The sequence below is a fragment of the Cellulophaga sp. genome, from assembly GCF_039943695.1.
In the GTDB taxonomy this organism is placed as follows: Bacteria; Bacteroidota; Bacteroidia; order Flavobacteriales; family Flavobacteriaceae; genus Cellulophaga.
Map to the genome: position 1 here is coordinate 30,682 of NZ_JBDVAA010000210.1, position 16,925 is coordinate 47,606.

Annotated in this window: 13 protein-coding genes; 6 read left to right on the top strand and 7 right to left on the bottom strand. The window is 32.7% G+C overall.

Annotated elements, in window-relative coordinates:
- Positions 1-18 precede the first annotated feature (18 nt).
- The 5 genes from ABJD66_RS15125 to ABJD66_RS15145 are packed head-to-tail and all read left to right on the top strand — an operon-like array spanning position 19 to position 6,097.
- Complete coding sequence (locus ABJD66_RS15125; protein WP_348133162.1) at positions 19-1,422, top strand: sulfatase; 1,404 nt, start codon at positions 19-21, stop codon at positions 1,420-1,422.
- 11 nt (positions 1,423-1,433) lie between these two features.
- Positions 1,434-2,888, top strand: a complete 1,455-nt coding sequence (gene aldA, locus ABJD66_RS15130) for an aldehyde dehydrogenase (RefSeq protein WP_100895241.1) — start codon at positions 1,434-1,436, stop codon at positions 2,886-2,888.
- 21 nt (positions 2,889-2,909) lie between these two features.
- Complete coding sequence (locus tag ABJD66_RS15135; protein WP_348133166.1) at positions 2,910-4,001, top strand: mandelate racemase/muconate lactonizing enzyme family protein; 1,092 nt, start codon at positions 2,910-2,912, stop codon at positions 3,999-4,001.
- Positions 4,002-4,011: 10 nt separating this feature from the next.
- Positions 4,012-5,049 carry an aldose epimerase family protein gene (locus ABJD66_RS15140; RefSeq protein WP_348133169.1) on the top strand — a complete coding sequence of 346 codons (1,038 nt, stop codon included), beginning with the start codon at positions 4,012-4,014 and terminating at the stop codon, positions 5,047-5,049.
- A gap of 34 nt (positions 5,050-5,083) precedes the next feature.
- Positions 5,084-6,097 (top strand): L-rhamnose/proton symporter RhaT, encoded by a 1,014-nt coding sequence (locus ABJD66_RS15145; protein WP_348133171.1) that lies wholly within the window; start codon positions 5,084-5,086, stop codon positions 6,095-6,097.
- A 139-nt stretch (positions 6,098-6,236) separates the two neighbouring features.
- Here ABJD66_RS15145 and ABJD66_RS15150 read toward each other — a convergent pair whose 3' ends face one another.
- From ABJD66_RS15150 to ABJD66_RS15180, 7 genes are all read right to left on the bottom strand, one after another.
- A complete protein-coding gene (locus tag ABJD66_RS15150) occupies positions 6,237-6,578 on the bottom strand; it encodes an L-rhamnose mutarotase (RefSeq protein WP_348133173.1) in 342 nt (113 codons plus the stop codon).
- 2 nt (positions 6,579-6,580) lie between these two features.
- The gene (gene fucP, locus ABJD66_RS15155; RefSeq protein WP_348133176.1) at positions 6,581-7,921 is read right to left on the bottom strand and encodes an L-fucose:H+ symporter permease; all 1,341 of its coding nucleotides are present in this window, start codon (positions 7,919-7,921) and stop codon (positions 6,581-6,583) included.
- A 92-nt stretch (positions 7,922-8,013) separates the two neighbouring features.
- Entirely contained in the window at positions 8,014-8,805 is a 792-nt protein-coding gene (locus ABJD66_RS15160; protein WP_348133179.1) for an SDR family oxidoreductase, read from the bottom strand.
- Positions 8,806-8,816: 11 nt separating this feature from the next.
- Complete coding sequence (locus tag ABJD66_RS15165; RefSeq protein ID WP_303544918.1) at positions 8,817-9,644, bottom strand: amidohydrolase family protein; 828 nt, start codon at positions 9,642-9,644, stop codon at positions 8,817-8,819.
- Position 9,645: 1 nt separating this feature from the next.
- The gene (locus ABJD66_RS15170) at positions 9,646-11,124 is read right to left on the bottom strand and encodes a tagaturonate reductase (protein ID WP_348133184.1); all 1,479 of its coding nucleotides are present in this window, start codon (positions 11,122-11,124) and stop codon (positions 9,646-9,648) included.
- 34 nt (positions 11,125-11,158) lie between these two features.
- Positions 11,159-12,811: an altronate dehydratase family protein gene (locus ABJD66_RS15175; protein ID WP_348133187.1), complete on the bottom strand. Its 1,653-nt coding sequence runs from the start codon at positions 12,809-12,811 to the stop codon at positions 11,159-11,161.
- A gap of 9 nt (positions 12,812-12,820) precedes the next feature.
- Positions 12,821-13,828 carry a zinc-binding alcohol dehydrogenase family protein gene (locus tag ABJD66_RS15180; protein ID WP_100895232.1) on the bottom strand — a complete coding sequence of 336 codons (1,008 nt, stop codon included), beginning with the start codon at positions 13,826-13,828 and terminating at the stop codon, positions 12,821-12,823.
- A 239-nt stretch (positions 13,829-14,067) separates the two neighbouring features.
- On the opposite strand from ABJD66_RS15180, the gene ABJD66_RS15185 reads away from it, so the two are divergent.
- Positions 14,068-16,925: two-component regulator propeller domain-containing protein (locus ABJD66_RS15185; protein ID WP_348133190.1), on the top strand; the 2,858-nt coding region annotated here is incomplete at its 3' end.

Consider the following 16,925-nt stretch of genomic DNA (forward strand, 5'->3'; position numbering starts at 1 on the left):
AATTTATATAGTATAACAATGCATCATCAAAATATAAAAATAGCAGTTCTTTTTTGTGTCCTTTTAGAGGTGAGTTTACTATTTGGCCAGCAAAAACCTAATATTGTTTTTATACTATCTGATGATGCTGGTTATGCAGATTTTGGTTTTCAAGGTAGTACTGAATTTAAAACTCCAGAACTAGATAAACTTGCTAAAAAGAGTGTAAAATTTACACAAGCTTACGTAAGTGCAGCTGTTTGTGGACCGTCTAGAGCCGGTATGTTAACAGGTCAATACCAACAAAAATTTGGTTTTGAAGAAAATAACGTACCCGGTTATATGAGCTATTCTGGTTTAACAGGTGATAATATGGGGTTGCCTACAAACCAACTTACTATTGCAAATTACTTAAAAAAACAAGGTTATACCACTGCCTTATTTGGAAAATGGCATATGGGTAACGCAGACCGTTTTCACCCTTCAAAACGTGGTTTTGATACATTTTATGGTTTTAGAGGAGGTGCTCGTAGCTACCTACCCTATAACGAAAATAATGTACTAACTAAAAATGAAGACAGATTAGAAAGAGGGTTTGGAAACTTTTTAGAACACAATGGCTATTTAACAGATGAATTGGCTAAAGAAGCAATATCATTCATTAAAAAAAACAAACAAGACCCGTTCTTCATCTATTTATCGTTTAATGCTGTACACACTCCAATGCAGGCAACAAAACAAGATTTAGATAAATTTCCAAATCTTATCGGAAAAAGAAAAACATTAGCTGCAATGACTTTAGCAATGGACAGAGCTGTTGGGACTGTTTTAAATGAGTTAAAAAAGCAAGGATTAGCTAATAATACATTGGTTGTATTTACCAATGATAACGGAGGACCATCAGACTCAAACCAATCTAACAATAATCCGCTTAGTGGCACAAAAGCTAACCATTTGGAAGGTGGTATTAGAGTTCCCTTTTTAATGTCATGGCCTGGTCAGTTAAAGAAAAATACAACATACAACTACCCAATTAGCACCTTAGATCTTTTTCCTACATTTTTAAATGTTGCAAACGGAGAACCATCAAGCTTAAAAAAATTAGACGGTGTAGATCTAATACCTTATCTAAAAGGAGAAGATAAAGAAAGACCGCATAAAGTTCTTTTCTGGAAAAAAGAAAACAGAGGAGCAATTAGGAATATGGATTGGAAACTAATACGATTTCCAGATAGGCCTGCAGAGCTATACAACTTACAAGAAGATGTCTCTGAGACAAACAATTTAGCAACACAATATCCTAAAAAAGTTAAAAAATTATACAAGCAACTATTTGCTTGGGAACTAAGCCTAGAAAGACCTCTTTGGCAATTAAGAAGAGAGTTTGAAGGCCACGCTGCCGAGCGTATGGATGCTTATAAAAAAACGAACACAAAAAAATAACACCAAATACTATGTCATCAACTAAAGAATACAAGTTATTTATTAACGGAGAGTGGGTAAAATCTACATCTGGAGAAACCATAGCCATTGTAAACCCATCTACAGAAGAAGTGGTAGCAAATGTGCAAAACGGAACAGCTGAAGAAGCTTTAGATGCATTAAAAGCTGCAGACAAAGCCCAAAAGGAATGGAAAAAATTACCTGCCCGTTCTAGAGCAGATATGTTATATAAATTGGCAGATGAAATTGATGCAAATACAGAACATTTGGCTCAACTATTAACTAAAGAGCAAGGGAAACTTTTAAAGGTTGCCCGTTTTGAGGTTGCTGTTACTGCTTCATTTATTAGATATGCCTGTGAGGGTGCACGTAGAATTGAAGGTGATATTATCCCTTCTGACAATCCTAATGAACAAATTTGGATTCAAAAAGTTCCTCGTGGTGTTGTTGTTGCAATTACAGCTTGGAATTTTCCTTTGGCTTTGGCTGGCCGTAAACTAGGTCCGGCTTTAGTTGCTGGTAACAGTATTGTTATTAAGCCTACATCAGAAACACCATTAGCAACACTAGAGTTAGGAAACTTAGCAAATAAAGTGGGGATACCTGCTGGTGTTATAAACATTATTACTGGTCCTGGCAGAGCTATGGGCAACGCATTGGTAGAAAGTCCTATTACAAAAATGGTAACAATGACAGGTTCTACACCTGTTGGTCAGCAAATAGCAAAAAATGCAGCCAATAACTTAACTCACGTTCAATTAGAGCTTGGTGGTAAAGCTCCTTTTATAGTTTTTAAAGATGCTGATATTGATGCTGCTGTAGACGCTGCTTTACATTCTAGATTTGATAATTGCGGACAAGTTTGTACCTGTAATGAACGTATGTATTTGCATGAAGATATTTACGATGTTTTTATGGAAAAATTTATAACAAAAACTAAGGCATTAAAAGTTGGTAATCCTATGTTAGAGAATACAGATATGGGTCCTAAAGTAAATGCTGCCGAGTTAAAGCATATGGAGCATTTAGTTGCTGTTAGTGTAAAAGAAGGTGCAACTATAGCTACTGGTGGTAAAAGACCAGAAGGAGCAGAATTTGAAAAAGGATACTGGTTTGAGCCTACTGTTTTAACCAACGTAACACAAGATATGACTATTGTTCATGAAGAATCTTTTGGTCCTATTTTACCTGTTTTAAAGTTTAAAACTTTTGATGAAGTTATTGGCTATGCAAATGACTGTGAATACGGACTTGCTGCAATGGTTTTTACTAATGACATGAATACCATTATGAAATGTAATGATGAACTAGAATATGGAGAAATTTATGTAAATCGTGGTCACGGAGAACAACACCAGGGTTTTCATAATGGTTACAAACTTTCTGGTTCGGGTGGCGAAGATGGTAAATATGGTTTTGAACAGTATATGGAGAAAAAGACTTTTTACATTAAACACAAAGCATAATAGCAACTTTATATATTTAAAATGAGTACAAAAATTAAAAATGTAGTTGCTAAACTATTTAAAGTTCCGTTGCCAGAGGTTTTAAATGATGCCAAACACGGTGACCACACACATTTTGAGTTAGTAACTACTACTATTACTTTAGAAGATGGCAGCCAAGGAACAGGTTATACTTATACTGGTGGTAAAGGCGGACACGCAATTAAAGCAATGATAGAATATGACTTTGCTTCTGTTTTAATTGGTAAAGATGGTACAGATATAGATGGTATATACGATTTTATGGAGTGGCACATTCACTACGTTGGTCGTGGTGGCATTGCATCATTTGCAATTTCTACTATAGATATAGCTCTTTGGGATATTAAATGTAAAAAAGCCAATCTTCCTCTATGGAAAATGGCTGGCGGTACAGATAACACATGTAAAGCTTATTGTGGCGGAATAGATTTACAATTTCCAATAGAAAAGCTTCTTAATAACATGAAAACCTATTTAGCAAACGGATTTAATGCTGTTAAGATTAAAATAGGAAGAGAAAATTTAGATGAAGATTTAGAACGAATAAAAGCTGTTAGAGAATTTATTGGGCCAGACGTTACTTTTATGGTAGATGCCAATTATTCTATGTCTATAGAAAAGGCTATAAAAGCTATTGAAGGTTTTAAACAATATGATATTACTTGGTTTGAAGAACCTATTATCCCTGATGATTACAAAGGATTTGCAGAAATAGTTGATAAAACAGGATTTCCTTTAGCTATGGGAGAAAACCTGCACACTATACATGAATTTGAGTATGCTTTTGAGCAAGCAAAGCTTTCTTTTATACAACCAGATGCATCTAACTGTGGTGGTATTACAGGCTGGTTAAAAGCTGCTCGTTTAGCAGATAAACAAGGAGTTCCTGCTTGTTCACATGGTATGCAAGAACTGCACGTAAGTTTAGTTTCTGCCCAACCTAACGCAGGCTGGTTAGAAGTACATAGTTTTCCTATAGATGAATACACAACTAGACCACTTGTTGTAAAAAACCATAGAGCTGTGGCTCCAAACGAAGCAGGAACAGGCGTAGTATTTAACTGGGAAAAACTAGCTACTTATCAACAATAAAAAAAATAGTATGAAACCAATACAAAGCAATTTTGGACTTATAGATGATAAAAAAGTAGATTTATATACTTTAAAAAATGCAAACGGAATGGTGGTAAAAATAACCAATTACGGAGCAACAATTACGTCTATACAAATACCTAATAAAAAAGGAGACCTAGTAGAAATTGCTTGTGGCTTTGATACTTTAGATGGTTATTTCTCTGATGACTATAAAGAAAATGCTCCTTATTTTGGAAGTACCGTAGGTAGGTATTGCTCACAAATTAAAGATGCTAATTTTACTTTAAACGGTAAACAATATCAATTAGAGAAAAATTGCGGCCCTAATAATTTACACGGAGGTACAGTGGGTTTTGACAAAAGATTATGGAGTCTAGATAGTACCAATGAAAACTTAGTAAAACTAACTTTAATAAGTAAAGATTTAGAAGAAGGTTTTCCTGGAAATGTCAGCGTATCTGTAACTTTCTCCTTAACAGAGAATAATGAACTTACTATTAATTATAATGCCATTACAGACGCAGATACACCATTATCATTAACAAACCACACCTATTTTAACTTGTCTGGCTTTAGTACATCTATAGAGAACCATACAGCTCAAGTATTTACAAATAAACGTTTAAAATTAGATAATACTGGTGCGGCAACAGGAGAAATAGTAGATGTTTCTAATGCTGTAGATGATTTAAGAAACCCAAAAAAAATTGCAGACGCACACAATGCAATGAATGATGGTTTTGAACATTTTTATGTTTTTGATAATACTGGAGAAACAGTAACTAAAGTGGCAACAGTAGCCAATGAAAATGAGCAATTAAGTTTAGATGTTTTTACTACAGAGCCTTGTATGCTTTTATACACAGGTAAATACACTGCCAATAATTTAAAACGAGAAAACGGACTTAAATACGGCAAATACAGAGGTTTTTGTTGTGAAACTCATAGATATCCTAACGGACCAAATATTAAAAACTCACCAAAATCTATCACAAAAGCTGGTGAAAATTTTAAGAGCACAACCGTCTTTAAATTTTCATTTTAACAATAACTAATTCACTCAAAAAAACAACCAAACTATGACAGAAGGAGTATTACTAGCAATTTTTGCAGGATTAATGTTGGGCCTATATGCCTTACCAGAAAAATTTACCAAAGATTTTAAATATGAGAATACTTGGAGCTTATTTTTTCTACTAACAATGTTTGTTGTTCCAATAATTGCATCAATAACTTTAATAAAAGGGTTTGGTGATATTTTTGGAAATATGCCAACAGATATATGGATAAAAATGGGACTTACAAGTTTTCTTTGGGGAGTTGGAGTTATGATGTGGAGCAAGGCTATTAATCACATTGGTTTGTCTTTAGGGTTTTCTTTATTTATTGGAACCATAATTTTAGTAGGTTCTGTATTACCTTTTATTGAAGATGGCTTACCTCCAACTAATAAACTATCAATAATTTTGATTGGTTTGTTTGTTGTTTTAATAGGCATATTTGCTAACGGAAAAGCTGGTTTTATACGAGAAAAAGTAGAAAAAAACAAAAAAGATGATACTTTAAAAAAAGGTTCTATGGCCACAGGTATTTTAATTGCTGTAGTTGGCGGTTTGTTAGCAACAGGCTTTAGTTATGCTAATGCAGCAGGAAGACCTTACCTACATGAGGCTAGCCAAGCTGCAGGAAATGCTGAGTGGATTACTGCTGTTGCTGTTATGTTTCCAATTTTTATTAGTGGTGGTATTGTAATGACTGCCTATTTTCTATGGCAATTAAACAGTAAAAAAGCTTGGAAAGATTTTAAAACGCCTGCTTTTAGTAAAAACTTTGTATTAATATTAGTAATGGCATTTTTTCACTATGCCGCTTCTGCCCTATTTGCATTTGCAGCTTATAAATTAGGAGCTTCGGGTAACACTGTTGGTTACGCAATTTTTAATACTTCATGTGTGGTAACAGCAATTTTAAGTGGTATAATAACCAAAGAGTGGATTAACGCATCTAAAAAAGCAAGAAACTTTTTATACCTAGGACTTAGTTGTATGGTAATTGGTATTGTAATAGTTGCTTATAGCAACAGTATAGTTTAAAACCAAAACTTGTAGTTAGTTTAGTTTTATTTGTAAGGAAGGCCTGCTTTTTTAAGCAGGCCTTTTAACTGTAAAAAGTTTAGACTGTTAATAAAAACAGCCTAAACTTAAACAAAAAGAACTAAAAAAAACTAACTTTTTATAATTGAAATATCTTCTCTAAAGCAATCCACTTTTCACCATCTTTTGCCCATGGTAATTCTTGTTGGTACTTCCACATTAAGTTTTCCCACTCTTGTACTTTGGGGTTTTCTGCATCCATTTTTGCCTTTTTATTAGCATCAAAAGTTGTGTCTACCTCCATTATCATAAACATTCTATTACCTGTTAGGTAAATTTGCATATCTACAATACCAGCATCTTTTATACTCTTAGTAATTTCTGGCCAAGCTTTACCTGCTGCGTGGTAGGCTTTATACTCTTCTATAAGTTTAGAGTCGTCTTTTAAGTCGCAAGAATAGCAATATCTTTTGGTACTCATTATTATATTTTTTTTGATGATTTATAAGTTACATACCCATAAGCAGTAACTACAGATAAGCATATAAGTGGTAGTATAAATGAAAAATTAATTTCTGGTATAAACCCTAACACTTTTACATCTGAAAAACCAGGTCCTCCCCAATCTAAAATTCCTCCTTGTAAAACTGGCATTAAAGCACCGCCAACAATTGCCATTACCAAACCTGCAGATCCTATTTTAGCTTCATCTCCCATGTCTTTAAGTGCAATACCATAAATGGTAGGGAACATTATAGACATAAATAAAGACACTGTAACCAATGAATATAAACCTAACTGGCCTTGTATTAAAATTGCACCTGCAGAAAACAATACTCCTCCTAAACCAAATAATAGTAATACACGAGACGGATTTAATGTTTTCATTAAAGCTGTACCTATCCATCTACCAGATAAAAATATAATCATTGCTGCTACATTATACCACGTAGCTGTTAATGCCTCGTTTTTATGTAAACCTTCATTTATGTTATCTACATATTGAAAAATATAGGTCCAACACATAATTTGTGCTCCTACATAAAATGCCTGTGCTACAACTCCAAAAATGTAGTTTTTATTAGCTAGTAATTTTTTAAAAGAATCTGAAATAGACATTTTATCTCCGTCTACAGATTTAGGAATTTTAATAAATAATATAATGCCCATAATACACAAAACAACTACACCAAGTATAATGTATGGTACACTAATTACGTTTAAATCGTTTTCTCTTATAACAGCTTTTGCAGAAGTAGATAAGGAGTCATAAACCAACTCTCCTGCTTCATTTTTGTCATCAGAACGTAAAGAGGAAATTACAAATTGTTGTGCTACTATCATCCCAATTAAAGATCCTATTGGGTTAAAAGCTTGTGCTAAATTTAAACGCTGCGTTGCAGTTTCTTTTGCTCCTAATGACAATATTAATGGGTTAGATGTGGTCTCTAAAAATGCCAAACCACATGTTATTACCCAAAGTGAAATTAAAAAGTAATTAAACTCTTGTAAAGCTGCTGCCGGATAAAATAAAAAAGCTCCTATTGCATACAAGCACAACCCTAATATAATACCAGATTTGTAACTGTATTTTCTAATAAATAAAGCTGCTGGTAATGCCATAAAAAAATACCCAAAATAAAAAGCAAACTGCACTAAAGAAGCCTGCATATTAGACAATTCTGGCATTACTTTTTTAAACGCAGAAACCATAGGGTTGGTTAAGTCATTTGCAATTCCCCATAAAGCAAATAAAGAAGTTATCATTATAAAAGGAAATAACAATTCCTTTTTTACTATTGGGTTATCTTTTGGTTGATTCATATTTAGGTAATTACTTTGATATAAAATTAAAAATGATAGCTGCTTGCAAAGGCCACTACTGGCTTAAATAATAGAACAAATGTTTTATTATTTTACTCTGTTAATAAAGACCTATCTAAATGCACATAACCACCGTCTACTGTGATAAACTGTCCTGTTGTGTGTGATGATTTTGAAGATATCGTAAACAAACATTGGTCTGCAATTTCTGCTGGCATTGTCATTCTATTTTCTAATGGTATTTTTTTTACAATAGATTGAAGTTTTTCTTCTCCGTTTTCTAAAGTTTTAATCCAAGCCTCATAAGCAGGTGTCCAACTTTCTGCAATAACAATGGCATTAGAACGTATTCCGTAGCTAATTAAATCTACAGCCCACTCACGTGTTAACCCAAATACACCTCCTTTAGATGCTGCGTAGCCAGATGTACCTCCTTGGCCTGTAAGTGCTACTTTAGACCCAATATTTAAAATATTTCCTTTAGTTTTTTTTAGCATTGGTAAACAGTATTTGGCCATTGCAAAATAACTTACCATATTAAGCTTAAGAGAGTACATAAAATCTTCTATAGGTGCATCTAAACCTGCACCATCATTAACACCAACATTATTTATTAAGGCATCAATTTTACCGTATTTTTCTTCTATTGTTTTAGCTGCAGCTTCAATTTGTGTATGGTCTGATAAATCTGTTTTTACAAACAAAGCATCTATACCTTTTTCTTTAAGTTCTTTTTCATATCCAAAACCTCTATCATTTCTACAAACTATAACTGGTATTGCACCCTCTGAAGCTAAATGTTGTACTATTGTTTCTCCTATACTACCTTTTATACCTGCAGCTCCTGTTACTACAACTACTTTATTTTTTAATCCTAAATCCATTTTATATCTTTTTATAAATTATAAAATTTTACAGCATTTAACCCAAGTATCTTTTCTTGATCTTCTGCACTTAATTGGGAAATAAAATCTGTAACTAACTCTTTTACTTTTTTATAGTTGCCCGCTACTAAGCACACAGGCCAATCTGATCCAAATAATAACCTATCTACTCCAAAAGCTTTTAAAACCAATTGCATATAAGGTTGTATAGTATCTGGTGTCCACGCTATATAATCTGCTTCTGTTACCATACCAGATAGTTTGCAGTACACATTTTGTTGTGCGCCAATTGCCAACATTAAGTTTGCCCAACCATCATAAAAACCATCTTTTATATATGGTTTAGCAATATGGTCTATGACAAAGTTTATTTTAGGAAACTTTTTTACAAACTCTAATACAGCTCCTAACTGATGCGGAAAAACCAAAATGTCATACGTAAAATTGTATTTTTCTAATTTTGATATTCCGTTTAAAAAGTCTGTTCTTAATAAAAAATTATGATCTGGCTCACCTTGTACTACGTGTCTAAAGCCTTTTATTATATTTATTTTACTGTAATGTTTTAAAACCTCATCAATATTTTTAGCTCTAAAATCTACCCAGCCAACAACACCTTTTATAAAGCTATTTTTAGAAGCTAGGTCTATTAAAAAGTCGTTCTCTAAAGTTGTTTGGTCTGCTTGTACAGCTACACAACCATCTATATTATTTTCTAAATAAACTTTTTTTAGTTTGGCTGGCATAAAATCTTTTCTAATTACAGCCATAGTATCGTCTATCCAACTATGTTTTGTTGGTTCATATTTCCAAAAATGTTGATGAGCATCTATTATCATATTATTCTTCTAAACTTTTAAGACTTTCTTCTACTCCGTTTTTTTCAATCTCTAAAATAGATTTAGCTATAAAGTTTACCAACCCTTTATATTTAGTTAAATCACTACCCACTATAGTTTTATTTGCTAGAGTATGCGTAACTAAATCTGTTACAGATTGCGACTTATTATCTACCATTTGCCATTGATTTTTAAAAAATTCAACTACCAAGCTATCATCTTTAATAGCTATATCCTCTTCATTAAAACTGCCTTTGTAAAAACGAATTAAACTGGCCAACGAAAAAGCAATGCGTTTAGGAAAAGAACCATTTAGCTCATTATAGTCTTTAAATGCAGGCAATAATCTTGATTGAAATTTTGAGGTACTATTTAATGATATTGCAATTAAAAAATGTTGAAGCGTAGGATTTTTAAACCTGTCTACCACAGCGTTTATAAAAGCATCTATTTCGTTTGAAGAAAACTTAGTTAACGTAGGTTTAATTTCTGTAGCTAAAATTTGAAAAATATGATTACTAACTATATCATTATCCATACTTTCCTTTACCGTTCTTAATCCGGCTAAATAACCAACCGGAACTAAAGAAGTATGTGCACCATTTAAAATACGCACTTTCATTTCTCGGTAATCGTCTAAATTATCTACAAACTGTACATTTAAATCTGTTTTAGAAAAAGGCAATTCTTTTTGTACCAATTCATCTGCCTTAATAACCCAGCTATGGTATTCTTCACCAGCAACTAAAAGCTTGTCTTTAAAGCCTATTTTATTCTCTAGTGACGCAACCCTATCTTTAGGATAACCCGATACTATACGGTCTACCAGTGTACTACAAAAATGGTTGCAATTTAAAATCCAGTCTATAAACTCTTGTTTTAACTGCCAATGTTTTGCATACTGTATAACTGTTTCTTTTAAAGCCTCACCGTTATTTTCTATTAGCTCACAAGGCAAAAAAATACAGCCTTTATCCTTGTCTCCATTAAAGTAACTAAACCTATGATGTAACCACAATGTTAGTTTTGCAGGAAATTCTTTAGGAGGACAATCTGTAATTTTATCATTTTCAGAAAACTGAATACCGGCTTCTGTAGTGTTAGATACTATAAATCTTAATTTTGGTAACTCTGCCAACTCTAAATATTTATCCCATTCTGTGTAAGGTTGAATAATGGTACTTATAGACTCTATTAAAGTAACTTCTGATACTGTTTCACCATTTTTAATACCATCTAAGGCTACAGTAAACAAACCATCTTGCTCCCTAAGAGCTGTGTAATCTCCTCTTTCTGTTGGTTTAATTACAGCTACACTACCATTAAAGTCCGTTGTTTTGTTTAACACATCAAACATCCAATCACAAAAGGCGCGCAAAAAGTTACCTCCACCAAATTGCATAACACGCACGGGATGCTTAACTGGTTTTTGAGCTGTGTGCCTGTCTAATAATTGTATAGTTTTTTCTTTTGTTGTCATTCTTACAATGCGTTGTTTACTACGTAAATCTTATTTATAAAGAAACTCCTCTCTTCCAAGGAATAAAGTCGTTATTACCGTGTATTACTGCTTTAGATGCTACTTCTCCGCTAGCTACTTTTATAATGTGTTCTAAAAATTTTTCTCCCATAGTTTCTATAGTATCTTCTCCACTTATAACAGTACCTGCGTTTATATCTATAATGTCTTTCATACGTTGGTACAAATCACTATTACTAGATACTTTTAGTACAGGAGCAACTGGGTTTCCTGTGGGTGTTCCCAAGCCAGTTGTAAATACAACCACATTACAACCAGAACCAACCAAACCGGTAGTAGACTCTACATCGTTACCTGGTGTACATAATAAATTTAAACCTGGCTTTGTAACCTGCTCTGTATAATCTAACACACTAACTACTGGTGATGTACCTCCTTTTTTGGCTGCTCCTGCAGATTTCATAGCATCTGTAATTAAGCCATCTTTAATATTTCCGGGAGACGGATTGTTTTCAAAACCAGAACCAACAGCAACAGCTGCAGCAGAGTACGCTCTCATTAAATTGTAAAACTTTTTAGAGTCTTGTTCTTTATCGCATCTATTAATTATTTCTTGTTCTACACCGTTAAGTTCTGGAAACTCTGCTAAAACAGGACTACCTCCTAAGGCTACTAATAAATCTGATGTATAACCTAAAGCAGGGTTTGCAGATATTCCTGAAAACCCATCAGAACCACCACACTCTAACCCTAAAATTAATTTGCTAAGCGGTGCGAGTTTTCTATTTATTTTATTGGCTTCTATTAAACCTAAAAACGTATGTTTTACAGCTTCTTCTATAAAGTTACGCTCACTTAAACTACCTTGTTGCCCTAAGTAGTTTACTGGTTTAGTAAGCTTTGGATCTATGGCTAAAATGGCATCTTGCAGCATAGAAATTTGTGCATTTTGGCATCCTAAACTTAAAATTGTAGCTCCTGCTACATTTGGGTTACAAATGTACCCAGCTAATAGTCTGCATAAAGTTTCAGAGTCTTGACGTATGCCTCCACAACCACCATCATGTTTTAAAAACTTAATTCCGTCTACATTAGGAAATACTCTATTTTTAGCCATTTCCTCGTGAGTAGTAATTATAGGCGTATTAAAAATAGCATGTTTGCTTGCTCCAGATTTGTACTGCTTAATTAAAGCATCTGTATCTACAGCAAAATCTTTTTTTGTTTGATAGCCAAGTTTCTCTGCAAGTGCAGCTTCTAAAACATCAATATTTCTGTTTTCACAAAATGTTAGTGGTATTACCAACCAATAATTGGCTGTACCTACTTTACCATCTTTTCTATGGTACCCGTTAAATGTTTTGTTTTTAAACTTAGATATGTCTGGTGCACTCCAAACAAACTCTTCTTTTTTATTTGTAAAGTCTGATGATGCGTGTTTTACATTTTCTATTGTAATTGCACTACCTGCTTTAATAGTTGTTGTTGCTTTACCAATTAAAACACCATACATATAAATTTTATCTGCAGTATTAAAATCATGTAAAGCAAACTTATGTTTTTGCTTTATGTCTTGTGGCAAAACTATTTGTTTACCTGCTATAGTTACTACTGTACCTTTACTTAATGCTGTAATAGCTACTATAATATTGTCTTTAGCATCTATTTGTATGTAGTTTTTAGACATTGCTATTTTTTAAAAATTTACAGTTGCTTTTATTACTCCTGTTTCTGGATTAAGCCAACTATCAAAATTTGAAATCATCTCTGTAAAAGGCACAGTATGAGTAATAAATGATTCTGTAGGAAACTGATTTAAAACATTAATTACATGTTCAAAATCTTGACTTGTTGCATTTCTGCTACACATTAATGTCATTTCTTTAGCGTGTATTGCAGGGTGCGTATAGGTTAACTCTCCTTTAGACAAGCCAACAAGTATAAATCTTCCGCCGTGAGACATATAAGACGGACAAGTTTCTAATGCTCCTTTATGCCCAGATGCATCAAAAACAGCAGTACATAAATCGCCATTTGTAATCTCTGTAATTTTAGCAACAGGATCATCTGCAACATTCACAGTGTAGTCTACACCTATTTTTTCTTTAGCATATTGCAATCGTTGCTCGTTTAAATCTAGAGCTATTACTTTGGCACCTGCAATTTGTGCTAGTTTCATAATCCCTATACCAATAGGGCCACAACCAACAACAGCTATAGTTTCTCCTTTTGTAATATTTGCTCTTCTAATAGCGTGTGCTCCTATTGCCAAAGGTTCTACAATTGCCATTTGATCATTAGATAAATTATTAGCTGGTATTAAAATACTAGCAGGTACGGTAATTTGTTCTTGCATACCACCATCTGTATGCACACCCAAAACTTTAATATTAGTGCAGCAGTTTGTTTTTCCGTTTCTACAAGCTATACAAGTTCCACAGCTTATGTATGGCATTACTACTACCTTATCACCTGCTTTAATACCTTTTGGGTTTTCTCCAATTTCTAATACCTCAGACGCTAACTCATGACCCAAAATTCTTGGATATGTAAAAAAAGCTTGGTTACCACCATACGCGTGTAAATCTGTACCACAAATACCAACCTTATTTATTTTTAGTAGAGCTTCACCTTCTTTTCTAACTGGTGCATTTTTCTCTTTTAAAAGAAATTCACCTGGTTTTTCACAAACTATATATTTCATTATTTATGGCGTTATTTTGCGTTTAATTTTATTTGGATATTGTTACCCAAATACGATCTTTAGTTCTTTGGTAAAGTTCGTTTATATCATTTTTGTTAATTACAGTAAATGATTTAAAAACTAGAACATATGTTATTTGTTCACCCTAAGGAACATCAACCAAATACACGCAAACAACTTAAAAACAATACTTTAAACGCAACACATATGTTTTATCACCTATTTAAGTAATAAAACATATGATCTATTGTATTTACTATTTTGATATATTTGTTAGTATGACCAGCAACCCAACTAAACTTTACTCTTACCATAGAATACAGCTACTAACACTTAGCTTATTCTTAATATTAACTGCAATTACTTATGCTCAAAATTCTTTAAAGTTTGAGCACTTAACAACAGAAAATGGTTTATCACAAAGTGATGTAAATGTCATTTTTCAGGATATTGATCGGTTCATGTGGTTTGGAACTCATGACGGATTAAATAGATATGATGGCTATAACTTTAAGGTATTTAAACCCAATGCTGAAAACAAAAAAAGCATTAGCAGTAATTTAATTTGGAAAATTATTGATGATAAGAAAGGTGATTTATGGATTGGAACTACTGGTGGAGGATTAAATTACTTTAATAGAGAGACAGAAGAATTTACAACATACAAACATGACCCTAATGATGATAACAGTTTAAAAAGCAACTATGTTACTGTACTTTTTAGAGACAGTAGTAATAGGCTATGGGTTGGTACAGTTAAAGGTGTTAGTATGGTAGATTTAAATGAGCCTACAGATTCCTTAAAATTTAAACACTACAATTTATACCAAAACAGCTCTAGACCAATAAAAAACACCAACAATGTTAGTTCATTTTTTGAGGATAGTAAACATCAAGTTTGGATTGGTGGTATAAACGGGTTGTCTAAATTATCTAGAGATAATAATGGCGACATTTATTTTCAGTCTGTTAACCACCTTATTAATCTTCCTAGCGTTAATGTTAAAGCTATTGCAGAAGATAGTTATGGTAATTTAATGTTAGGTACCAGTAACGGTTTATACAAGTACTCACCATATAAAGACACCAACCAAATTGAACTTTTACAAGAAGGCACATACAACGCCATTTCTATAAATAACAATCATATATGGGCAGGTAGAGATAATGGTTTACTAGAGTTTTCTAACATATCTAGCACTGCTAAGCCAGAGTTAATTAGTGTTTATAAATATGATCCTAAAAACCCTAGCAATAGTTTAAGTAAAAATGCTATAAAATCTTTATTTATAGACCATACTGGAATTATTTGGGCTGGTGCCAATGGTGGTGGTGTAAATAAATTTGATCCGCATAGAAAGCAGTTCTCTCATATAAAAAAGAGCTTAGATCCAAATAGCTTAAGTAATGACAAAGTGCGTGCTATTTTTGAAGATAGTCGTCAAAACTTATGGATAGGAACAGAAGGTGGCGGGCTTAATTTTCTTAAAAAGAATAACATTACCAAAGATTTTAATCAGTTTCAACACTTTAATAATGTCAACAAAATTTTTGCTATTGAAGAAATAGAATTAAAGAATAAAAGAAAAATATTTATTGGAGGTGAATTTTCTCCAGGACTTTATGAGATTGATGTTACTAATGATAAAAAATTATCTGAAAACGATTTAAAATTAATCCCAGACATATCTGGTAGTGTGTTTTCTATTTTACAAGACAAAGAAAAAAATATATGGATAGGAACTTATAATGACGGTGTACACAGATGGCTAATTAATAAAGATGGCTCTACATTTACTAAAGATATTTTAAAACAGAATAACAACCAACAGTATAGCTTACCTAATAATATTATTAGAGATATTTTTGAAGACTCTAAAGGAAATAAATGGTTTGCCACAGGTAATGGCTTAAGTAAGTTAACTCCTGAACAGCAAAACTCTAAAAATCCTAAATTTACAACCTTTAAAAATAATCCTGATGATGATACAACATTAAGTCATAATTATATACTAACTGTTTTTGAGTGTAAATCAGGGACCATATGGGTTGGCACATTTGGAGGCGGACTAAATAAACTAATTGTAAATAAAGATAAAACGATAGGTTTTAAACGTTACACAGAAAAGGAAGGGTTACCCAATAATGTAATTAAAGGTATTTTAGAAGATAACCAAGGTAATTTATGGATATCTACAAACAATGGATTATCTAAATTTAACCCTACTGATGAAAGTTTTCAGAATTACGATGTTAATGACGGATTACAAAGTAATGAGTTTAGCGAGCTAACAGCTTTAAAAACCAAGGAAGGTCAATTATTTTTTGGTGGTGTAAATGGTTTTACCACTTTTTATCCTGAAGAAATAATAAGTAACAAAATTAAAGCAGAAACTGTACTTACCAACTTCTCTATTTTTAATAAACCTGTTGCAATTGGAGAACGTATAAACGGAAGAGTAATTCTAGACAAGTCTATAAACGCCATAGATAAAATAAAACTAAAGTATAGCGAAAACAATTTCTCTTTTGAGTTTGCTGCTTTGCACTATGCCGCATCTAGAAAAAACAAATATGCATATAAATTAGAAGGTTTTGACAAGGATTGGATATACACAACATCAAAAAATAGATATGCTACCTATACAAATCTAGAACCAGGATCTTATGTGCTAAAAATAAAAGCATCTAATAACGATTATATTTGGGATGAGACACCAATTGAGCTAAAAATAGATGTTACGCCACCTTGGTGGAGAACAACACTTGCTAAAGTGTTATACGTATTGCTTGCAGTTGTACTATTACTTGCTTTTAGAAGATACACTATTATAAGATCTGCAGAAAAACATAAGCTAGAGTTAGATCATCTAGAGAAAGAAAAACACGAAGAAATTCACCGTTTAAAATTAGAGTTCTTTACAAACATATCTCATGAATTTAGAACTCCACTAACACTTATAAAAGGCCCTTTAGATTTTTTATTAAAAAAAGCAGATACCATTAGCCCTAAAGAAGCAAAAGACCAATATGTGTTAATGCGCAAAAACACAGATTATTTGTTACGCTTAGTAAATCAACTATTAGATTTTAGAAA